Raw genomic sequence first — 21011 nt, 5'->3', positions numbered from 1 at the left:
ATCCTTGTTATGGTTTTTTTGTAGTGTCTATTGTTGTCTTCTTAATTTCTGTTTTTGGCGTAATGACTTTTGCTTTTGGCGTCACTATTTTAGCTTTCAAAACAGAATCTTTTGGAGTAGATTCTATAAGACTTGCTTCAGTCATTCCGCCTAATTTAGCATATTCAGACGCCAGGCTCTTATTTAAAACTCTAACTTCTAAATCCGTTCTTGAAATTTTTCTTTTTAAATATTTTTCAATCATTAAACTCGCAATTGGTCCTGCAATTGTTGCTCCAAAACCACCATTTTCAATCATAATAGCGATGGCTATTTTTGGATTGTCTTTTGGGGCAAAAGCCACAAAAATAGAGTGGTCTTTAAGTTGTGTTCTTTTTCCGTTAATTTTAGCGAAATTTTCTGCTGTACCTGTTTTTCCACAAATATCAATACCTTCTACTTTAAGAGCATAAGCTGTCCCAAAATTATAAACATCAAATAAACCACTTATCATAGGTTTAAAATATTTTTTGTCTATTGTGGTTACGTGCTTTGTTGTAAACCGGGCGTCAATTTTTTCGCCTTTAATTTTCTTGATGATATGAGGGGTGTAATAATACCCTTCATTGGCAACAGCCGACATCATATTCGCAAGTTGAATTGGCGTCATCAGGACTTCTCCTTGCCCAATGGCGTTTGATATAATTGTTTTTCCGCTCCAGCCCCAGTCAGGATACATTTTTTTGTAGGTTTTTGAATTTGGAATTTTCCCTCTTTTACCAATTGGTAAGTCATAGCCCATAAATTGTCCGAGACCAAAACTTTTTATATGATCACTCCAGACATCGACAGCATTAGGAGCACTTGGGTATTTACTAATAGTTCGTAAGTAAACATTAGAAAAATAGGCATTACATGATTTATAAATTCCAACGTGAAGATCACGAACGCCGCCGCCGCAATGGCATCTTTGAAATCTGCCGGGAGCATAGGCAAAACCATGATTACACATAAAAGTAGTGCTTTCATCTACAACTCCTTCCTGCAGGCCTACAAGGCCCGTCATAATTTTAAAAGGTGAGCCTGGAGGATATTCTGCTAAAAGCCCTCTGTCGTAAAGTGGTTTTGCAATCGAATCATGATATAAAAGCGTGTAGTTTTTAGAACGCTGTCTTCCAACCAGAATGCCCGGATCATAAGAAGGTGCAGTCACAAGAGCTAAAATCTCTCCTGTTTTTGGTTCAAGAGCTACAATTCCACCTCGTTTATTAATCATTAATTCTTCACCATATTTTTGAAGTTCTGCATCAATAGTCAAATTAATGTCTTCTCCCTGTACAGCAATAGTATCGTATTTTCCGTTTTTATAAGAACCTATTTCACGATTGTATTTGTCTTTTTGGATATATTTTACACCTTTTATACCTCTTAGAATTTCTTCATAGCTTTCCTCAACACCTTGTCTTCCAATTAAATCCCCACTATTGTAATAAGGATTTTTGGCAATCAGTTTTTCGTTCACCTCCGTTATAAACCCAAAGATATTTGCTCCATAATCTACTTCGTAATCACGAAGGGAACGTTTTTGAAAATAAAAACCCTCAAACTTCCTGATTTTTTCCTGAAAAGCTGCAAATTCAGCTTTATTAAGCTGTGCTAAAAAAACAGAAGGTAATCTCGGACTATATACTTTTGCTTTAGCTATTCTTTTGTCGTATTCTTCTTTTGTAATATCTAATAATTCGCAAAATTCGGCAACATCCAAATCTTTTTTAATATCTCTGGGAATAACCATAATGTCATAAGAAGACTGATTTGCGACAAGGAGTTTTCCGTATCTGTCGTAAATATATCCACGCTCAGGATAATCGTATTTTATTTTGATAGCATTATTTTCTGATTTTAATTTGAAAGAATCATCAATAACCTGCAAATAAAATATCCTGATCACTAGCAAAGATGCTGCAATAATAATTAAAGTGGGCAGCAGGACTTTTCTCATCGTTTATTTGGCTTAATAAGATATATGATTATTATTGAAATGAGTATTGTAAAAACAGAACTGAATAAAGTTCGGAGCAGAATATCCCAAATATATTTAAATTGGAAAGCTTCCAGAATAAATAAAACAATATGATGTAATAAAACAGAAACCAAAATAAATGAAAAACGCTCAGGTGTCAGGGATTCGTTTAATTTGATAGTTTGGTATTCATAGCTTAATCCAAAAGAAAATTTAAAAATATAAGGTCTGTAATAGGCTAATATTACACAGGCTGCAGCGTGAACACCTCCTGAATTGCAAAACATATCCATAGTAAGGCCTAATAAAAAACTGGAAATTATTAAACCGGACCTGTTGCTGTTTACAGGATATAAAATAATATATAAAATATATGGATAAGGGCTTATGTAACCTAAAAAATTCATATTATTAAAAATAACAATCTGAATCATCAGTAACATAATAAATCGAAAAATATTGACTAACAATGCGCTATTCATTTTTTTCCTTTTTTTCTAAATTAATAAGTTCTTCCCTGTCTTTGCTTTTAATAATATAAACATGTCCCAAATTTGTCATGTCGTTAAACAATTTAACGTCTATGACATAAAAACTTGTTTTGTCCTGTGTATATGTTTTGTAAACAGTCCCGATATTAATTCCTTCAGGAAAAATTTCTGATTGCCCACCAGTAACAATAGTATCACCTTTTCTAATCGAAGCTAACCTGGGAACATCTACCAATTGAACAAATCCTGTGCTTTTTCCATTCCACGTTAATGATCCAAAATGATTTGATTTTTTGATCTTAGCATTGATGTGTGATTCCATATTCAGAATACTTACCACTGTGGAATAATTAGGTGAAGTTTTATCTACAATACCAATAATACCTAAACTATTTATTACACCCATATCCTGTTTGACTCCTTCCTTTGATCCGGAATTTAAAGTAATGTAGTTTTCGTGTGTATTGTATGTATTATGAATCACTTTTGAAACAATAATATCAGTAGGTTTAACACCTTTCAAACTGTCAATCATTGGTGCTTTGGTTGTGTCTTCTATGCTAAACAAAAGACTTTTTAATCTTGCGTTTTCAAGTATCAGCTCGTCATTTTCGGTTCTCAAACTCAAATACTCATTTACGTTGTTGATTTTTTCATAAACACTGCCACTTATGAAATTAGCAGAGCTTACAATTCTGCTTTTGTGGAAAGAGTGGGATTGGATTGTGAGTGCCAACGAAATACCTAAAAGCAGCAAAAACAGCAATCGATTACTGTTTCTTATAATGAAATTAAAAATTTGCTGCATTTCTTGTTTGGTTATTTTGTTTCAGGATATGCTTTTGGATTCAAAATTTATTAGAGTCAAATGTTTAAAATTTGACTCTAATAAAAAGATATTGATTGTATTTTTAGAATCTTATTTGATTAAGATGCTTTTAAATTTTGCAATGTTTTTAAGTGCCATTCCGGTTCCGCGAACAACCGCTCTTAATGGATCTTCAGCAATGTAAACAGGTAAATCTGTTTTTTGCGAAATACGTTTATCAAGACCTCTTAACATCGATCCGCCACCAGCTAAATAAATACCGGTGTTATAAATATCTGCTGCTAATTCAGGAGGAGTTTGAGATAAAGTTTCCATTACAGCGTCTTCAATACGTTGAATTGATTTATCCAAAGCTTTGGCAATTTCACGGTAAGATACATCTACTTGTTTTGGTTTACCGGTAAGTAAATCTCTCCCCTGAACTGACATGTCTTCTGGAGGGCCGTCTAAATCTTCGATAGCAGCTCCGATTTGGATTTTTATTTTCTCAGCTGTACTTTCTCCAACAAAAAGGTTGTGTTGTGTACGCATGTAATAAACAATATCGTTTGTGAAAACGTCACCTGCAATTTTTACAGATTTGTCACATACAATTCCGCCTAATGCAATAACGGCGATTTCTGTAGTACCACCACCAATATCTACAATCATGTTTCCTTTTGGCTGCATGATATCAATACCAATACCAATCGCTGCCGCCATTGGTTCATGAATCAAATAAACTTCTTTTCCGTTTACTCTTTCACAAGATTCTTTTACTGCACGCATTTCAACCTCAGTGATACCCGACGGAATACATACTACCATTCTTAAAGCTGGAGTAAACATTCTTTTTTTCAATGCCGGTATGCTTTTAATGAACATATTGATCATTTTTTCTGAAGCATCAAAATCAGCAATTACACCGTCCTTCAAAGGCCTTATGGTCTTAATGTTTTCATGTGTCTTACCTTGCATCATATTGGCTTCCTTACCAACAGCAATGATTTTGCCTGATATTCTATCACGTGCAACGATCGACGGACTATCAATAACAACTTTATCATTATGTATGATTAAAGTGTTTGCGGTACCAAGGTCTATCGCAATATCCTCGGTCATGAAATCAAAAAATCCCATAAGTTTTTTAGGGGTTTAAAATGTTATAAATAATTATTTTCAACAAAGTTAAACAAATTAATGTTTAAAATGACGTGTTCCTGTAAATACCATTGCAAGATTATTTTCGTTGCAATAATTTATGCTTAATTCATCTTTTATTGAACCTCCTGGCTGAATTACAGCTGTTATTCCTGCTTTTTTGGCTAATTCTACACAATCGGGAAAAGGAAAAAATGCATCACTTGCCATAGAAGCTCCTGTTAAATCAAATCCAAATGCTTTGGCTTTATCAACAGCCTGTATTAAAGCATCGACTCTTGAAGTCTGACCTGTTCCAGACGAAATTAATGTTCCGTTTTTAGCAAACACTATCGTGTTTGATTTTGTGTTTTTGCAAATTTTTGACGCAAATATTAAATCTTCAATTTCTGAAGCAGTTGGCTCTGTGATTGTAACGGTTTTTAAATGCTCTTTAGTATCTGTAATATTATTTCTGTCCTGAATTAACAATCCGTTAAGACATGTTCTGACTTGTCTTGATGGCAATTCAACTTCGTTTTGAATTAATATGATTCTATTTTTCTTTTCTTGTAAAACGGCAATTGCATCGTCATCATAATCTGGAGCAATCACAACTTCACAAAATAGTTTATTTATTTCCTGAGCTGTAGCTAAATCTATTTTAGTGTTTGCAATTAAAACACCACCGAAGGCAGATGTTGGATCGCAGGCCAAAGCAGCTAAATAAGCTTCGCTGATTGTTTTTCTTGAAGCTAAGCCGCAAGCATTATTGTGTTTTAAAATAGCAAATGTCGGTCCGTCAGTTTTAAACTCGTTAATTAAGTTTACAGCAGCATCAACATCAAGTAAGTTGTTGTAAGATAACTCTTTTCCGTGAACTTTTTTGAACATTGCATCAAAATCTCCAAAAAAGAATCCTTTTTGATGAGGATTTTCTCCGTAACGTAAAATTTGGCCATTGTCAATACTTTCTTTATAGATAGTTTCATCTGTATTGAAATAATTAAAAATAGCTGCGTCATAGTGAGAAGAAACGTGGAAAGCTTTTGTAGCAAACAATCTTCTGTTTTCAAGAGTTGTTGCTCCGTTTTGTTCTGTAATCAGATCCAGAAGCAGACTGTATTCATTAACAGAAGCCACAATTACAGTGTCTTTGAAATTTTTTGCACCGGCACGGATTAATGAAATTCCGCCAATATCAATTTTTTCGATAATATCTTGTTCACTTGCACCGGAAGCAACTGTTTTTTCAAAAGGATACAAATCAACAATTACCAAATCAATCTGCGGAATATCAAATTCCTTCATTTGCTGTACATCACTTTCGTTATCCTGACGATTCAAAATTCCGCCAAAAATTTTTGGGTGTAATGTTTTTACCCTTCCGCCAAGAATTTCAGGAAAAGAGGTAATATCTTCTACAGGAACTACAGGAATTCCAAGGTTTTTAATGAAATCTTCTGTTCCTCCGGTCGAATAAAGTGTTACGTTTTGCTCGTGTAATTTTCTAACGATAGGTTCTAATCCATCTTTCGAAAAAACAGATATTAATGCTGATTGTATTGTTTTAGTTGTGCTCATTGTGTAGTTATAATTTTCAGACTGCAAAAGTAGTTTTTTTTGATAATATATTTAAAGGAATTCTTGTAACATTATGCTAAAAAAATCTACTGATGAGTAAGTTAACTTTTATTAGGTTTTTGTTTTTAATTTATTGAATTTTACTTTATTGAAAAATACGATTATATGCTGGTTTATCTAAGGTTATTAAAAGAAAGTCTGAGTTTTGCCATAAATGCTTTACGAAATAACAAATTGAGAACTCTTTTGTCATTGTTAGGCGTAACTATTGGAATTTTTTCGATTATTGCTGTATTGGCTGCCGTTGATTCTTTAGATCGAAAAATTTCTAAAGATTTGAGCAGTTTAGATAAAAATACAATTTATTTGATGAAATATTGTTTTGGACCTTCGGAAATTCCGCAATGGAAAAGAGAACAATTTCCAAATGTGAAATATGATGAATACATTAATTTAAAAAATTCGCTAAATAATACAGATCAGGTCGGTTATCAGCTTTTTGTAAATAAAGAAAGCCTCAAATACGATTCTAAAACCGTTGCAGACGTAAATATTATTCCGTCTTCATTTGAAATGGGTGATATTGATGGATTAAGTTTTGAGAAAGGAAGATTTTATAATGAGTCTGAATCAAATTCCGGAACTGCCGTTATTGTGCTGGGATATGAGATTGCCCAGGGACTTTTTAGTACAAGTGATCCTATCGGGAAAAATATCAGGCTTTATGGACAACGTTTTACAGTAATTGGTGTAATAGCAAAACAAGGAGCCGGATTTTTTGGAGATAGTAATGATACATCTGTTTATTTACCAGCCAATTTTTTACGCCGAATGTATGGTGATAGTGATTCTATGACTCCTGTAATTGTTTTAAAACCTGTAAAAGGGGTTGATATGGATGCTTATAAAGCTGAAGTGGGACAAAAGCTAAGAGCAATTCGCGGAATGAAAGCAGGGGAGATGGATAACTTTTTCATCAATGTACTTTCCGGTTTTACTGATTTTATTGATGGAATTTTGGGACAGATGAATGTTGTAGGATGGATTATCAGCGGATTTTCTCTTTTGGTTGGAGGTTTTGGAATCGCTAATATTATGTTTGTGTCTGTGAAAGAAAGAACCAATTTAATTGGAATTCAGAAATCGTTAGGCGCCAAAAACCGATTTATTTTATTTCAGTTTTTATTTGAAGCCATAATTCTTTCTGTAATTGGTGGAATTATAGGATTATTGATGGTTTGGGGAATTGCGCTTATCTTAACAAAAGCACTCGATTTTGAATTTGTCTTAAGTTTAGGAAATATAATTTTAGGAACAACACTTGCCGCGCTTATTGGATTAATTTCAGGAATTTTGCCTGCTATTTCTGCTGCTAATTTAGATCCGGTTGAGGCAATTAGAACAGGAATGTAATCTTTAGGTATAAAGGTTCTGAGTTGCTGAGGCTCTAAGTTTTATATTTTGATAGTTTGATTTTTGTTTTATCCCATTTAATATTTTCAAAATCATAATAGTCACCATTTTTCTTGTATTTAAAAACAGTATCTTCTTCTTGGGTGGTTTTTCTAATGTGATATGTTTGAATAATATTGCTTTTTAAGAAATTTAAAAAGTAATCATTTTTAATAGTGTCATTTTGGGAAGCAATTATTAAAATTTGTCTGTTTTTCTCCTTTGTTAGAATGTTTTCTGAAATAAAATCATTTAAACTTTTTTGTGGAACCTTGACAATATCTTTTGGTTTTAAATTTAGAAAATGGGGAAGTGTATCATTTTCTTGATCGTAATTACATAGGATTTGAATATATTCTTTTTGATAATAATATAAATCACCTTTTTTATCAATTATAAGCTGGCTTTCACCATAAAATCCTTTTGTTAATGGAAGGACTAATTTACTTTTACTTTCTTTTAATGAGTCTTTATATTTTTGAAGTTTTTGGTCTTCATATGAAATTATATAAGATTTGTTTTTGATAATCTTTTTTTCTTCTTTATCACAATTCAAAAGAAGAAAGCAAATCAGAAAACCAAAAAATACATTTTTCATAAAATTAGATTTAAAATAAAGATATAAAAAAATCCCACCTGCAATTAAGCGGATGAGATTTTAAAATGTTTTTAGAAGTTTAAACTATCTAATTTCGTTATTCTGAATCAAATCGATATACAAATTGATTTTGTCTTTTAAATCTTTTCTTGGCGTAATAAAATCAAGGAAACCATGCTCTAAAAGAAATTCAGCAGTTTGAAAACCTTCAGGTAAATCTTTTCCTGTAGTATCACGAACTACACGAGGTCCGGCAAAACCAATCAAAGCGCCTGGCTCAGAAATATTAATATCTCCTAACATAGCATATGACGCAGTTGTTCCTCCCGTAGTTGGATCTGTACATAAAGAAATATATGGTAAGCCAGCTTCGGCAAGCTGCGCTAATTTAACAGATGTTTTAGCTAATTGCATTAGCGAATAAGCAGCTTCCATCATACGAGCTCCGCCAGATTTCGAAATCATTACAAAAGGAAGTTTGTTTTTAATCGCATGATTAATTCCTCTGGAAATTTTTTCACCCACAACAGCTCCCATTGATCCACCAATAAAGGCAAAATCCATACAGCAGATTACAAGTTCTTTTCCCTTAGATTTTCCCACTCCCGTACGTACAGCGTCTTTAAGATGTGTTTTTTCCATTACGTCTTTCAATCGCTCTGCATATTTTTTTGTATCCACAAAATGCAAAGGATCTTTTGATGTCATATTTTTATCTAACTCAACAAATTCGTTGTTGTCGAATAAAATCTCAAAATAGATAGCACTTCCAATTCGAACGTGAAAATCATCTTCCGGACTAACAAATAAATTTCGGGCTAATTCGTCAGCATCAATAATTTTTCCGGTAGGAGATTTGTACCACAATCCTTTCGGAACGTCCATCTTATCTTCTGTAGCGGTAGTAATCCCTTTTTCCTGTCTTTTAAACCAAGCCATTTTTTTAGATTTTAGATTTTAGACTTAAGATTTTAGATTTTAGACTTCAGGAAATCTAAAATCTAAATTCAGAAATTTAAAATTTATAGTGTATTTACGTTATTCAAATCTGCAAAAGCTTGTTCAAGTCTTGCATTGAATGTCACTTCGCTTTCACGTACCCATCTTCTTGGGTCATAATATTTTTTGTTAGGAACATCAGCACCTTCAGGGTTACCGATTTGTGTTTTTAAATAGTCAATATTTTTAACCATATAATCACGAATACCTTCAGTAAATGCAAATTGCAAATCTGTATCAATATTCATTTTGATAACTCCGTAGCTAATTCCTTCTCTGATTTCTTCAAGTGTAGAACCTGAACCTCCGTGGAAAACGAAATCTACCGGATTATGACCAGTATTGAATTTGTTTTGAACGAAATCCTGAGAATTTTTTAAGATTTTTGGAGTTAATTTTACGTTTCCAGGTTTGTAAACACCGTGAACATTTCCAAAAGCTGCAGCAATAGTAAATTTAGGACTTACTTTAGATAATTCTTCGTAAGCATAAGCTACTTCTTCTGGCTGAGTATATAATTTTGAACTGTCAACATCAGAGTTGTCAACACCATCTTCTTCACCACCTGTAATACCAAGCTCGATTTCTAATGTCATGCCCATTTTGCTCATTCTTGCCAAATATTCTTTACAGATTTCAATGTTTTCTTCGATTGGCTCCTCAGACAAATCGATCATATGAGAACTGAATAATGGTTTTCCTGTTTCTGCAAAATGTTTTTCAGAAGCATCTAATAAACCATCAATCCAAGGTAATAATTTTTTTGCGCAGTGGTCAGTATGTAAAATTACTGTTGCACCGTAAGCTTCTGCTAAAGTATGAATATGTTTTGCTCCTGCGATTCCACCAGCGATTGCTGCTTTTTCACCTGCATTAGATAATCCTTTTCCAGCGTTGAATTGTGCTCCACCGTTAGAAAATTGAATGATAACCGGAGCATTAAGTTTTGCAGCAGTTTCAAGAACTCCGTTAATTGTACTTGATCCTGTTACGTTTACTGCAGGAAGTGCAAATCCTTTTTCTTTTGCATAATTAAAGATTTCCTGTACCTGATCTCCTGTAGCCACTCCTGGTTTAATATTGTGTGCCATTGTAATTTTTTTTAGTTGTTTTTAGGTTTTTAGGTTGCAAAAATAAGAATTAATTAGCATTAGAAAGGATAATTTATCCCAAAATTTAAAACCGAGTGCCCAAAATTGTATTCTTTGAACCAGCGATTACCCGGCTCATGCGCCGGATTGTAAGTCTTGAAGCCCAAATCTAAGCGAACAACAAAAAAACTTAAATCATATCGTAAACCAAATCCGGAACCTAAAGCAATTTCAGCTAAATCGTTTAAGTTGTTAAATTTTGCTTTTTCATCAGTTACATTATCAAGCACATTCCAGATATTTCCGGCATCTGCAAAAATGGCACCTTTTACATCTCCGAAAACTTTAAATCTAAATTCACCACTAAGAGCAATTTTCATATTTGCTTCATTAAAATCATTTACGGCATCTGTGCTTCCCGGACCTAAGGCATACGGCTGCCAGGCACGATTATCATTAGATCCGCCTGCATAATAACTTCGTGAAAACGGGATGTAATCTGAGTTTCCAAAAGGAATTGCAATACCAAAGAAACTTCTTATTGCTAATACTTTTTCTTTGCCAAAATCCCAATGTTTGATATAGTCGAATTCGGTTTTTATATATTCTGAATATTCGAGGTTAAATATTTCATACTTATTATTAGAATTTTTTGCAAAATTTCCGGCAGAAGAAATCAAGGATAATAATGAACCGGCACTTTCTAATTTTGTTTTGAACTGATAAAAATTATTATCTGCTAAATCCTTTTTGGTTGTTTTGGTAAAGGTATAGCTGGTAGCTAAAATAAAGTCGTTTTCGGTAAGTCGGACTCTTCTTTCCTCAATACTTTTTACGTTCTTATAATCTTCATCTCCAGGTTTTAAGGCAGGAATAACTCCCGATAAAACATCTTTTGTAAAGCCTGTGGTCCCTCCGTTTATAATCAAGTTTCCATTTTCAATATAAGATGGATTGGTGTTGTAAATACCTGCAATTTTATTTAATTCATCATATGAAGATGTATAAACCCTAAAATAATTATCAGGATTTAGGTTACGAATATATTGGGCATTTAGTAAATCTAATTTTGCAGAATTATATCTTTTTGGAGACCAAAGATAGGATAGGCCTCCGGTAAAGCTTTCTTTGTCTAAGCCGATGTTTCTTTGTTTAGAAAAACCTGAAGTTATACCTGTAGAAGGAATCATGCTTTTCGGAATAATTTTCTCAGTCCCAAAAGGCAGTAAGATTCTCGGAAAGTTTAGTTTTAAATCGACTCCATATTCTGAAACATTAAAGAAATTATTATTTGGATTTGCCATGTCTTTTGAAGAACCAATGTTTAAGCGGGTTGAAATTTCTAAAGTTTCAGCTCTGTTGAATACATTTCTGATAGTTTCTGAAATACTGGCTCCAATTCCGAAATCCTGAATATTGGAGTGCGTTAAATCAAAAGTAGCTCCAAAACTATATTTTTTTCTGGGCGTTAAATAAACATTAGCAATTAATGATTGCGCTGTCGGATCACGTTTATCAACTTCATATTGTATTGAAGGATAATTGAAAATTTTGAGATTGTTTAAATAACGTGATGAAAGTGTAGTTCTGAAATCAGCATACGTATTACCTTTTGTAATAAAAATGGCATCAGTAATAGCACGTGGTTTGTATTTTAATTTGTCATAACTGTACAAATTAAAGTTGTTATAGGTTGTACTGTCTTTAACCTGGCTTTTAGCACGGGTAGGAGAATAATCGGTATAGATATTAACGTCGCTTATTTTATATAATTTAAAAGGTTCAGTTCTGCTTGAATCTTTCTCCTGAATACTATTATTTTTAATAATTAAATTTATATCAGCTTTGTTTTTTTTGCCAATAGTATCAACGTCAAAAGTAACATAAGTGGGTTGAAAAAAGTAGGCGCCATGGTTTCTAAAGTAGGTAGTGATGCGGTTTTTTTCTTCTTCAAAATCACTCGTTTTATATTGATTCCCTGATTTTAAAACAGAAGCTTCAGGATTTTTTTTATATAAAGAATCCAAAGCAGGCGTATTAATCGTATTTCTGATAGAATCTAAAGTATAAACAGTTCCGGTTGTAATGTTGTAATTTATTTTCGCCTTTTTATAGCCTGTAGTGTCAATATTGTAATTTGTAGCTACATTAAAATAGCCATTATTGAAATAATAAGATTTTAAGCGGAGCAGCGTTTTTTTTGTTTTCGAAGTGTCAATAATTACGGGTGCTTCTCCGGTTCTTTTTAAGAATTCGTGAATTCCTTTGTACCAAAAAGACTGTCCAAGACGATCAACCTGTTTGGCAGATAATATTTTAGACTGACGTTCGTATTTGCCCGGATTGTTTTTAAATTTTGCCTGATAAGTCGAGTCAGGATTTAAGTTAGCCAGATTATATAAATTCAAACGCAGGCGATAACCTAACAAAGTACCATTTGGTTTTTGATACATCTGATTAAAGGCTATTTCGTCATTTGTGGATTTACCGTTTACAATAATGTCATTTTTTGTAAGCAGGTTTTTCCCGTCCGGAACTCTTTTTACGGCATTACAAGCGCAAATAAATATTGCTATTAGAATAAATGCTGTTATTTTTGTAAAAATCTTTTTCAAGTGTTTTTAAATATTTAATTCAAAAGTACATTATTTTATGATTAGTAAAAACCAAATAAAACTTATATCGGGTTTACATCAAAAAAAGCAACGTTTTGCTAATCAATTATTTTTTGCTGAAGGAGTAAAAGTAATTCAGGAATTGTTACAATCCAATTTTGAATTAGAACACTTGTACACCACACAAAATGATTTTGAGAAGGTCGAATTTTCAAAACGTACTTCTATTACAGAACAAGAACTTAAAAAAATAAGTGCTTTGTCAACTCCCAATTCCTGTCTGGCAGTATTCAAAATTCCAGACGAAAATCCGATAATTGACTCGGGTTTAATTTTAGCGTTAGATGACATACGCGATCCGGGAAATTTAGGAACCATTTTAAGGCTTTGCGATTGGTTTGGGATCCAACAAATTGTTTGTTCAAAAGAAACCGTTGATATTTACAATCCAAAAGTAGTGCAGGCTACAATGGGTTCTGTTGCCAGAGTTAACGTAAATTATGTTGACTTGAAAGCCTTTATCGCAAAAATAAAATTGCCTGTATTTGGAACATTTATGAATGGTGAAAATATTTATCAATCTGCATTACCTCAAAACGGAATCATTATTATGGGTAATGAAGCCAATGGAATTTCTGCAGAAATTGAAAATATGGTAACAAGCCGACTCACAATTCCCAGATTTGGGGAACTACAAAAAACAGAAAGTTTAAATGTAGCTACTGCCACCGCTATTGTTCTTAGTGAGTTTAAACGAAATAGTTAGGTATTTGTTTTAATGAAAAGTAAAATTTATTAAAATCGCTCTCGATTTCATAGAATCAATATTATCAGTCCACGGGCTGTTTGGATTCTGAGCAGTTTTATTGTCACGTATTAATTCATCACTTATTCCGAACATTCCTCTGATGGAAGGCGAAAAAATAAAATATTCTGAGAAAATATCTATACCAAAGCCAATTTCATAAGCAGAGGTCCAGGGCTTTACCCTAAACTTTCCTTCAAAATTATCATCCTTAGATTTAGAGTTGCCGGATAAATTTAAGGTTGTCGAAAGTCCTCCTGTCAAAAAAGGACGGATGTTTCCAGTACGTAAAGCTGAAAATTTCAATAGTAACGGAAAATGAATGTAAGTACTGCTTACTTCTCTTAAATAGTCATTTTCTGAAGTAAAATTAGGGAAATACAAATCACGTTTTGTGTAATATAAACCAGGTTCAAAACGCAAATTGACATATTCCTGAAGTCTTAAATCAGCTACAATCCCAACATTAAAACCTGTCGTTTTCTTGACCTGAATATCTTCTGGTACAACTTCTTTATAGTCAATTTTAAAATCAAAGCTATTAAAACCTAAATAATATCCAAAGTATAGGCGCTGTTTTTGCCAGTTTTCCAAATTGATAATAGGATCTTTGCTAAACATACCTTTAGCAAATTGAGAATATCCTTGTGTCGATAATACTAATAAAATTAAGACTACTGTTTTTTTCATACTATTTTTTAGAAGCAGAATATATGGTTGCAACTCCAAAAGTTTGAGGCATAGCCACAACATTTATAAACCCAATTTTTCTCAAAATATTGTTCAGATCTTCCCCAAAAGGAAAAACAGCTGCAGATTCTGATAAATATCCATAAGCTGAATTATCTTTAGAGAATAGTTTTCCTATAATTGGAAGTATATATTTAGAGTAAAAATGATATCCTTGTTTATAAGGTGTTTTAACCGGAACTGAAGTTTCGAGGATTACAAATACACCATTAGGTTTTAAAACTCTTAAAATCTCCGCGAAACCTTTTTCTAAATTTTCAAAATTCCGAACACCAAAACCAACTGTTATGGCGTCAAAATAATTATCTTCAAAAGGCATATTTTCAGAATCGGCCAAAACTAGCTCAATAACATTTGATAGCTTTTTTTCTTCAATTTTTTTTCTTCCAACTTCCAGCATTCCGGCAGAAATATCTAAGCCAATAATTTTTTCCGCATTGCTTTTTGCCATTAAAATAGCCAGATCTCCAGTTCCGGTAGCAATATCAAGTACTATTTTTGGTTTTGAATCAGAAACTATTTTTAAAACTTTTTTACGCCATTTTACATCTATACCAAATGAAATTACACGATTTAAATTATCATAATTTCCTGATATTGTGTCAAACATTTGTGCAACTTGCTCTTTTTTGCCTAATGTTGAGTTTTTGTATGGAGTTATTTTTTCAGACATTTTTTTTATTTACGCAAATATAACATAAAGTATTTAACTGCAATTGTGTTTCTTAATTAGGTTAGAAATGTTTTTTTTCAGGCCTTTTGAATTATTGTGTAAAATCACTAAAAGTGGGTATTGTAAGTGAACTATTTATTGGTCAATTTAGCCATTGTAAAAATGTTAATATTTTTTCAATGATAAATAGAGATACAATGACCCAAATCAAATGGGTGCTCCTTGCGCTTAGCATCTCATTTGTTCTTGTAAGCTGTTTTGAAAGTACTGTTTTTGAGAGCAGTATTATATTTAAAGCGCAAAATACGTTCTTAGGATTAAATTTGTTTTTGGAAATTTTAATTTTCTTTGCCTTTAGTACCTTCGTGGTATTTGGTATTAAGGGTTTTTTTGAGATGTACTCTCAAAAAATATCAAATGTTATAATATTTCTTTCAGGAGTGTTTTTAATATTTGTAATTTTTATTTTATGTTATCAAATACTGTTTCTGGAGTAGGTCATTGCTCTAATCATTGGATTTAAATAAAAACATCCTCAAGAAATTGAGGATGTTTTTTTATTTTCTGATGTATGTTTCATACGTATAATCATAAAGATGAGTGTCATCTTTAAAATTAGGTTCAGATTCTACCAATTGCCATTCTCTCTCGTTAATTTTAGGAAAAAAAGCATCAGCATCAAAAGTATGGTGAACACGTGTTATTTCAATTATATCAGCATATTGTAATCCTAAAGTATAAATTTCTCCTCCGCCAATGATGTACGAATCTTCATTTTCCGGACAAAGTGCAAGAGCTTTTTCAATACTATCTACTACTATACAACCCCCAGGATTATAATTTTCCTGACGCGATATTACAATATGTGTTCTGTTGGGTAATGGTTTTGGGAAACTTTCAAAAGTTTTTCTTCCCATAATAATATGATGGTTTGTTGTAAGCGATTTAAATCTTTTAAAATCATTGGGAAGATGCCAAACTAATTTGTTCTTTTTTCCCAGAGCATTGTTTTCGGCAACAGCCGCTATCATTATAATCATAGTATGCTAAAACTAAATTTTATTTTCAGGATTATCATCGATGGAAGATTCCAATTGATTGATTCTTTTTTGCTGAAGAGCAACCAGGCGGTCGATTTGTTCCCTTTCCCATTTTTTGTTCATGAATCTATCCGTTATATAAACTTTTATAAAGTGCAAAATAAAAATAAAAAACCACAAAGTAATAATCCAAATCCACCAATTTTGTTCGGTTGCTATACTAAGACCAAAAAAATGACTGGCAACGAATAAAAACAAACTTCCTAGCAGGAAAAGTACAAGATGAAAATATAATGCTTTTTTTTGTCTGATTCTTTTACGAGCATACTCGTATTGTTCATGCACTTCTTTTTCCATAATTAATTCAAAATAAGAGTATAAAGTTATAATTTATTTTGAAAACATGCTATTCTTAGAATAATAATATTTATTGTCAAAGCAGGCTATAAATCCGAATTAGTAAATTTAAAAAGGTCTAAATTAGTGATGCTGTAAAAAAAATGCCTGTGATTGCTATAATCATAAATCGTCTTAAAGAATATTGTTTACTCAAATGAATTCGCGAACTTTGAGTATAAATCTAAAAATGAAATAGTTATGTCTTTAAAAAAGCAATTTGTAAAAACGAAACCAGTTTGTAAAGTAACATTTGCAATTGAGGCAAAAGATGCAGCTTCAGCGGCAGTAGTCGGGGATTTTAACAACTGGAATATTGAAGAAGGAACTTTAAGTAAGTTGAAAAACGGAACTTTTAAAGCAACTTATGATTTAGTTAAAGACGCCATATATGAGTTTAAATATGTAATTGACGGGATTTATGTAAATGATCCGGAAGCAGATTCATATAGATGGAATGATTTTGCAGGGAGTGAAAATAGTGTTTTAGTAGTATAAAAAATCCGCTAAAAGCGGATTTTATATTTATACAGCAACACTTCCTTTTATTCCGGCATGCGGCTCATAATCTAAAAGTGTAAAATCATTGTAATCAAAATCAAAAATGTTTTTTATCTCAGGATTTAAAATCATTTTCGGCAATGGTTTTGGTTCTCGTTTTAATTGCAATTCTAATTGTTCAAAATGATTGTTGTAAATATGTGCATCTCCAAAAGTGTGAATAAATTCACCTGCTTCTAAATCACAAACCTGGGCAATCATCATTGTTAAAAGTGCATAAGAAGCAATGTTAAAAGGAACTCCTAAAAAGATATCAGCACTTCTTTGGTATAATTGACAGGATAATTTCCCTTTTGTTTCTCCTTTCCCAGGATCCGGACTGCTCACATAAAACTGAAAAAAGGCGTGACAAGGAGGCAATGCAGCTTTATTATTGGCTACATTTTCTTCAAATGATTTTGTAGTATCCGGTAAAACCGATGGATTCCATGCTGAAACCAGCATTCTTCGGCTATTTGGGTTTGTTTTTAATTCGGTAATCAATTCAGAGATCTGATCAATTTCTTCGCTGTTCCAATTACGCCATTGGTGTCCGTAAACTGGTCCTAAATCGCCATTTGAATCTGTCCAGGCATCCCATATTTTCACTCCATTTTCCTGAAGATATTTGATGTTGGTGTCACCTTTTAAAAACCAAAGCAATTCGTATATGATGGATTTTAAATGTAATTTTTTGGTCGTAACCATTGGGAAACCTTCACTTAAATCAAAACGCATCTGGTATCCAAAAACACTCTTTGTCCCTGTACCCGTTCGATCCCCTTTTTGACAGCCGTTTTCTAAAACATGCTGTACTAAATCTAAGTATTGCTTCATTTTGTTTTGGCTTTATGCCTTACGCTATAGGCTTTAAGCTTATTGCCTAAAGCTTATTGCTTAATGCCTTTATGTTATCTTTTTGAGATTTCGTCTCTGATTTTAGCGGCTTTTTCGTAATCTTCCTGAGAAACTGCCTGATCTAAAAGTTCGTTTAATTCTTGTAAAGTGTGCGTAGCATAAACATCACCTGATTGGTTGGTTTCTTCTTCGTGTCCGAAAGTTTCAGGATTCGAAAGCACGTCATCAATTTCCTGGGATCCCTGATCTGTCTCCGCAGTATTTGATTTTAAATAAATTCCAGCCTTATCCAAAATATTTTTATAGGTAAAAATCGGAGCACTAAATCGTAATGCCAATGCAATAGCATCAGATGTTCTGGCATCAATAATTTCTTCGATTTTATCTCTTTCGCAGATTAAGCTGGAATAAAAAACACCATCGACCAATTTATGGATAATAACCTGTTTTACTACAATATCAAATCTTTCGGCGAAGTTTTTGAATAAATCGTGTGTTAATGGGCGGGGAGGTTTAATTTCTTTCTCTAAGGCAATAGCAATCGACTGGGCTTCAAAAGCACCAATTACAATTGGTAATTTTCTTTCGCCATCAACTTCATTCAAAATTAGGGCATAAGCTCCATTTTGAGTTTGACTGTATGATATTCCTTTTATAGATAATTTTACTAGACTCATATGTATGGGTAAAAAGGGCAATTATTGCCTCAATTTAATACTTTTTTTGATTGGAAAATAAAGTTGCAATTTTAATCAAAAAATATGGAACAAAAAAGCTACCTAAAGCAAAGATACGATTATCTTATTTTTAGGTAGCTATATTTTTGAAGAGAATTTCTAAATTATGAATGTTGTGCTTTAAAAGCCTTTAATTTCTCAGTTAATTTTGGCACAATTTCAAAAGCATCTCCAACTACTCCGTAATCTGCTACTTTAAAGAATGGAGCTTCAGGGTCATTATTGATTACTACTTTTACTTTTGATGAGTTGATGCCTGCAATATGCTGAATCGCGCCTGAAATTCCTACTGCAATATATAAATTAGTTGCAACTGGTTTTCCGGTTTGTCCAACGTGTTCACTATGAGGTCTCCATCCCAGATCAGAAACTGGTTTAGAGCATGCAGTTGCTGCGCCTAAAACAGCAGCTAAATCTTCGATTAATCCCCAGTTTTCAGGGCCTTTTAAACCACGTCCTCCAGAGACTACAATATCAGCATCAGCAATAGATATTTTTCCACTTACTTTTTCAACAGACTCTACTTTTACTCCAAAATCGTTATCTCCAATTGTTGGATTAAAATCTTCTTCAGTCGCTGATCCTGTATTTTCGAAAATTCCATATGAGTTTTTAGCTAAACCAAGAACTTTTACATCTGTATTGATTTCGGTGATATTGAAAGCTTTGTTTGAAAAAGCATTTCTTTTTACCTGAAAAGGAGAAGTGCTTACCGGTAATCCAACAACATTTGAAGCAAAACCGGCATTTAGAGCTACTGCAACTAATGATGAAAGATAAATACTGTCTGTTGTAGAAGAAAGTAAAACTACTTTTGTTCCTTCTTTTTCGGCAGCCTGTTTGATTACATCGGCATAAGCCTTAGCCGTAAAACCTGCTAATTTATCGTTAGTAACTTTTAATACTTTATCAACTCCGTATTTTGATAATTCGCTTACATCGCCTGCGTTTATTGTTAAAGCAGTTACGGTAGTTCCTAATGATTCTGCTACTTTTTTAGCGTAAGAAGCTAATTCAAAAGCTACTTTTTTAAATTTTCCTTCTGCAGATTCTGCATATATTAATATTGACATAATAATTTTAGATTTTAGATTTTAGATTTCAGATTTTTAAAAATTGAAATTTAAAATGATTATCGATTTTAGATTTTGAAGTGAATCAATGTTGAATTTCAGATTTTGTTTTGCAATTAGCAACCTAAAATCTGAACTTACAATCTTAAATAACTTTAGCCTCGTTGTGTAATAAATTAACTAACTCATCTAAATTATCAGCTGAAATTAATTTTACAGCTGATTTAGGAGCTGGTTTTTCAAATTTTACAGCTTTTGTATTTACAGGAGCATCAACCGGTTCAAGAATAGTAAGAGCTTTTGTTCTTGCAGTCATGATTCCTCTCATGTTCGGAATACGCAAATCTTTTTCTTCAACAAGCCCTTTTTGGCCTCCAATGATTAAAGGTAAAGTTGTGCTTACAGTTTCTTTTCCGCCATCAATTTCACGAATTGCTTTTACGCTGTTGCCATCAACAGTTATACCTGTGCAGGAGTTTAAAAAGTTAGAACCTAAAATTCCCGAAATCATTCCCGGAACCATTCCTCCGTTATAATCTAAAGATTCTTTTCCGGCAATTACCAAATCATAACCTCCGTTTTTAATTACTTCAGCAAGTTGTTTTGCAACAAAAAAACCATCGGTTGGGTTTGCGTTTACACGAATTGCTTCGTTGGCACCTATAGCAAGAGCTTTGCGTAAAGTTGGCTCGGTATCAGGACCTCCAACATTAACAACAGTTACTGTAGCACCTTGTTGTTCCTGAAACCAGATTGCACGTGTCAGACCAAACTCATCATTAGGATTGATTACATATTGTACACCATTGGTATCGAATTCCGAATCACCATTGGAGAAGTTAATTTTTGAAGTAGTATCAGGTACATGACTGATGCAAACTAATATTTTCATAAGTATATATTTTTATATTTATAATATTCTTTTACAAATTTAGAATTTAATTTGGAATAATTATACTATGCACGCATAATATTTTATAAAACTATTACGTTTTCGGGAATTGATGGTTTTCGAAGTCTTTTCATCAGAATACAAAAGTAAAATTTAAACCATTAGCATTGATTATTAACAAATTTGCAATTTTTTAAAAACTTATTTCAACCATAAAACCTGAAGTTGATTTATACTACATTATTAATTTATTCCGTTTTTAAAAAGAATTAATTAATTTTTAAAATAAAACAAAATAAGATTGATTGTGTGCTGAAATATCTTTTTTGAGTGAGCAAAATGGCCTTGTATATCGATTTCGTAAATATCACAATAAAATTTAAAAAGTTAAAACCTAAAGATAGTGAGAAGTTAGTGTCATTTTAAATTCAATTTATGCTTTTAAGTTATTTAAAATATTTATTTTT

20 protein-coding genes are annotated in these 21011 nt (G+C 32.5%); 3 read left to right on the top strand and 17 right to left on the bottom strand.

Features of this window, described 5'->3' with window-relative positions; translation table 11 throughout:
- Positions 1-7: 7 nt before the first annotated feature.
- The 5 genes from mrdA to purH form a co-directional block, all read right to left on the bottom strand.
- Positions 8-1981 (bottom strand): penicillin-binding protein 2, encoded by a 1974-nt coding sequence (gene mrdA, locus ACEN92_RS12715; protein WP_495638737.1) that lies wholly within the window; start codon positions 1979-1981, stop codon positions 8-10.
- Positions 1978-2484 (bottom strand): rod shape-determining protein MreD, encoded by a 507-nt coding sequence (locus tag ACEN92_RS12710; protein WP_495638736.1) that lies wholly within the window; start codon positions 2482-2484, stop codon positions 1978-1980. The genes mrdA and ACEN92_RS12710 overlap by 4 nt, the downstream gene beginning before the upstream one ends.
- Complete coding sequence (mreC, locus tag ACEN92_RS12705; RefSeq protein ID WP_495638735.1) at positions 2477-3301, bottom strand: rod shape-determining protein MreC; 825 nt, start codon at positions 3299-3301, stop codon at positions 2477-2479. Before mreC ends, ACEN92_RS12710 begins: the two co-directional genes overlap by 8 nt.
- A 111-nt stretch (positions 3302-3412) precedes the next feature.
- On the bottom strand, positions 3413-4441 hold the full coding sequence (locus tag ACEN92_RS12700) for a rod shape-determining protein (RefSeq protein ID WP_007804822.1): 1029 nt from the start codon (positions 4439-4441) through the stop codon (positions 3413-3415).
- 57 nt (positions 4442-4498) lie between these two features.
- Complete coding sequence (purH, locus tag ACEN92_RS12695) at positions 4499-6025, bottom strand: bifunctional phosphoribosylaminoimidazolecarboxamide formyltransferase/IMP cyclohydrolase (protein WP_495638734.1); 1527 nt, start codon at positions 6023-6025, stop codon at positions 4499-4501.
- Between the two features lie 165 nt (positions 6026-6190).
- Between purH and ACEN92_RS12690 the strand changes: the two genes are divergently transcribed.
- On the top strand, positions 6191-7438 hold the full coding sequence (locus ACEN92_RS12690; protein WP_495638733.1) for an ABC transporter permease: 1248 nt from the start codon (positions 6191-6193) through the stop codon (positions 7436-7438).
- 34 nt (positions 7439-7472) lie between these two features.
- Here ACEN92_RS12690 and ACEN92_RS12685 read toward each other — a convergent pair whose 3' ends face one another.
- The 4 genes from ACEN92_RS12685 to tamL all read right to left on the bottom strand — a co-directional run bounded on the left by ACEN92_RS12685 (position 7473) and on the right by tamL (position 12780).
- Positions 7473-8075, bottom strand: a complete 603-nt coding sequence (locus ACEN92_RS12685) for a hypothetical protein (protein ID WP_495638732.1) — start codon at positions 8073-8075, stop codon at positions 7473-7475.
- An 84-nt stretch (positions 8076-8159) separates the two neighbouring features.
- On the bottom strand, positions 8160-9014 hold the full coding sequence (accD, locus tag ACEN92_RS12680; protein ID WP_495638731.1) for an acetyl-CoA carboxylase, carboxyltransferase subunit beta: 855 nt from the start codon (positions 9012-9014) through the stop codon (positions 8160-8162).
- An 83-nt stretch (positions 9015-9097) separates the two neighbouring features.
- A complete protein-coding gene (fbaA, locus tag ACEN92_RS12675; RefSeq protein ID WP_495638730.1) occupies positions 9098-10165 on the bottom strand; it encodes a class II fructose-bisphosphate aldolase in 1068 nt (355 codons plus the stop codon).
- Between the two features lie 59 nt (positions 10166-10224).
- Positions 10225-12780 (bottom strand): translocation and assembly module lipoprotein TamL, encoded by a 2556-nt coding sequence (gene tamL, locus ACEN92_RS12670; RefSeq protein ID WP_495638729.1) that lies wholly within the window; start codon positions 12778-12780, stop codon positions 10225-10227.
- Positions 12781-12817: 37 nt separating this feature from the next.
- Between tamL and ACEN92_RS12665 the strand changes: the two genes are divergently transcribed.
- Positions 12818-13546 carry a TrmH family RNA methyltransferase gene (locus tag ACEN92_RS12665; RefSeq protein WP_495638728.1) on the top strand — a complete coding sequence of 243 codons (729 nt, stop codon included), beginning with the start codon at positions 12818-12820 and terminating at the stop codon, positions 13544-13546.
- A 9-nt stretch (positions 13547-13555) separates the two neighbouring features.
- Here ACEN92_RS12665 and porT read toward each other — a convergent pair whose 3' ends face one another.
- The 4 genes from porT to ACEN92_RS12645 form a co-directional block, all read right to left on the bottom strand.
- A complete protein-coding gene (gene porT, locus ACEN92_RS12660) occupies positions 13556-14275 on the bottom strand; it encodes a type IX secretion/gliding motility protein PorT/SprT (protein ID WP_495638727.1) in 720 nt (239 codons plus the stop codon).
- A gap of 1 nt (position 14276) precedes the next feature.
- On the bottom strand, positions 14277-15008 hold the full coding sequence (gene ubiE, locus ACEN92_RS12655) for a bifunctional demethylmenaquinone methyltransferase/2-methoxy-6-polyprenyl-1,4-benzoquinol methylase UbiE (RefSeq protein WP_495638726.1): 732 nt from the start codon (positions 15006-15008) through the stop codon (positions 14277-14279).
- Between the two features lie 557 nt (positions 15009-15565).
- On the bottom strand, positions 15566-16048 hold the full coding sequence (locus tag ACEN92_RS12650) for a dihydrofolate reductase (RefSeq protein WP_495638725.1): 483 nt from the start codon (positions 16046-16048) through the stop codon (positions 15566-15568).
- Between the two features lie 12 nt (positions 16049-16060).
- The gene (locus ACEN92_RS12645) at positions 16061-16405 is read right to left on the bottom strand and encodes a 2TM domain-containing protein (RefSeq protein ID WP_495638724.1); all 345 of its coding nucleotides are present in this window, start codon (positions 16403-16405) and stop codon (positions 16061-16063) included.
- 240 nt (positions 16406-16645) lie between these two features.
- On the opposite strand from ACEN92_RS12645, the gene ACEN92_RS12640 reads away from it, so the two are divergent.
- Positions 16646-16942, top strand: coding sequence for an isoamylase early set domain-containing protein (locus ACEN92_RS12640; protein ID WP_495638723.1), 297 nt, complete (start codon positions 16646-16648; stop codon positions 16940-16942).
- A gap of 27 nt (positions 16943-16969) precedes the next feature.
- Here ACEN92_RS12640 and ACEN92_RS12635 read toward each other — a convergent pair whose 3' ends face one another.
- From ACEN92_RS12635 to ACEN92_RS12620, 4 genes are all read right to left on the bottom strand, one after another.
- A complete protein-coding gene (locus ACEN92_RS12635) occupies positions 16970-17821 on the bottom strand; it encodes a thymidylate synthase (protein ID WP_495638722.1) in 852 nt (283 codons plus the stop codon).
- A 74-nt stretch (positions 17822-17895) separates the two neighbouring features.
- Entirely contained in the window at positions 17896-18519 is a 624-nt protein-coding gene (locus tag ACEN92_RS12630) for a bifunctional nuclease family protein (RefSeq protein WP_495638721.1), read from the bottom strand.
- 164 nt (positions 18520-18683) lie between these two features.
- The gene (locus ACEN92_RS12625; protein ID WP_495638720.1) at positions 18684-19652 is read right to left on the bottom strand and encodes an electron transfer flavoprotein subunit alpha/FixB family protein; all 969 of its coding nucleotides are present in this window, start codon (positions 19650-19652) and stop codon (positions 18684-18686) included.
- 145 nt (positions 19653-19797) lie between these two features.
- Entirely contained in the window at positions 19798-20544 is a 747-nt protein-coding gene (locus tag ACEN92_RS12620) for an electron transfer flavoprotein subunit beta/FixA family protein (protein WP_495638719.1), read from the bottom strand.
- Positions 20545-21011 lie beyond the last annotated feature (467 nt).

It is taken from the genome of Flavobacterium sp. Flavsp81, assembly GCF_059491325.1.
This window is presented reverse-complemented; position numbering and strand designations above follow the sequence as displayed.

What these genes read in the sequence shown, in the direction of transcription:
- fbaA (WP_495638730.1), bottom strand. Translation starts at nt 10,165, where the DNA reads ATGGCACACAATATTAAACCAGGAGTGGCTACAGGAGATCAGGTACAG.
- purH (WP_495638734.1), bottom strand. Translation starts at nt 6,025, where the DNA reads ATGAGCACAACTAAAACAATACAATCAGCATTAATATCTGTTTTTTCG.
- ubiE (WP_495638726.1), bottom strand. Translation starts at nt 15,008, where the DNA reads ATGTCTGAAAAAATAACTCCATACAAAAACTCAACATTAGGCAAAAAA.
- mrdA (WP_495638737.1), bottom strand. Translation starts at nt 1,981, where the DNA reads ATGAGAAAAGTCCTGCTGCCCACTTTAATTATTATTGCAGCATCTTTG.
- ACEN92_RS12650 (WP_495638725.1), bottom strand. Translation starts at nt 16,048, where the DNA reads ATGATTATAATGATAGCGGCTGTTGCCGAAAACAATGCTCTGGGAAAA.
- ACEN92_RS12625 (WP_495638720.1), bottom strand. Translation starts at nt 19,652, where the DNA reads ATGTCAATATTAATATATGCAGAATCTGCAGAAGGAAAATTTAAAAAA.
- ACEN92_RS12620 (WP_495638719.1), bottom strand. Translation starts at nt 20,544, where the DNA reads ATGAAAATATTAGTTTGCATCAGTCATGTACCTGATACTACTTCAAAA.
- ACEN92_RS12635 (WP_495638722.1), bottom strand. Translation starts at nt 17,821, where the DNA reads ATGAAGCAATACTTAGATTTAGTACAGCATGTTTTAGAAAACGGCTGT.
- accD (WP_495638731.1), bottom strand. Translation starts at nt 9,014, where the DNA reads ATGGCTTGGTTTAAAAGACAGGAAAAAGGGATTACTACCGCTACAGAA.
- ACEN92_RS12640 (WP_495638723.1), top strand. Translation starts at nt 16,646, where the DNA reads ATGTCTTTAAAAAAGCAATTTGTAAAAACGAAACCAGTTTGTAAAGTA.
- ACEN92_RS12645 (WP_495638724.1), bottom strand. Translation starts at nt 16,405, where the DNA reads ATGGAAAAAGAAGTGCATGAACAATACGAGTATGCTCGTAAAAGAATC.
- ACEN92_RS12685 (WP_495638732.1), bottom strand. Translation starts at nt 8,075, where the DNA reads ATGAAAAATGTATTTTTTGGTTTTCTGATTTGCTTTCTTCTTTTGAAT.
- mreC (WP_495638735.1), bottom strand. Translation starts at nt 3,301, where the DNA reads ATGCAGCAAATTTTTAATTTCATTATAAGAAACAGTAATCGATTGCTG.
- porT (WP_495638727.1), bottom strand. Translation starts at nt 14,275, where the DNA reads ATGAAAAAAACAGTAGTCTTAATTTTATTAGTATTATCGACACAAGGA.
- ACEN92_RS12710 (WP_495638736.1), bottom strand. Translation starts at nt 2,484, where the DNA reads ATGAATAGCGCATTGTTAGTCAATATTTTTCGATTTATTATGTTACTG.
- ACEN92_RS12700 (WP_007804822.1), bottom strand. Translation starts at nt 4,441, where the DNA reads ATGGGATTTTTTGATTTCATGACCGAGGATATTGCGATAGACCTTGGT.
- ACEN92_RS12630 (WP_495638721.1), bottom strand. Translation starts at nt 18,519, where the DNA reads ATGAGTCTAGTAAAATTATCTATAAAAGGAATATCATACAGTCAAACT.
- ACEN92_RS12665 (WP_495638728.1), top strand. Translation starts at nt 12,818, where the DNA reads ATGATTAGTAAAAACCAAATAAAACTTATATCGGGTTTACATCAAAAA.
- ACEN92_RS12690 (WP_495638733.1), top strand. Translation starts at nt 6,191, where the DNA reads ATGCTGGTTTATCTAAGGTTATTAAAAGAAAGTCTGAGTTTTGCCATA.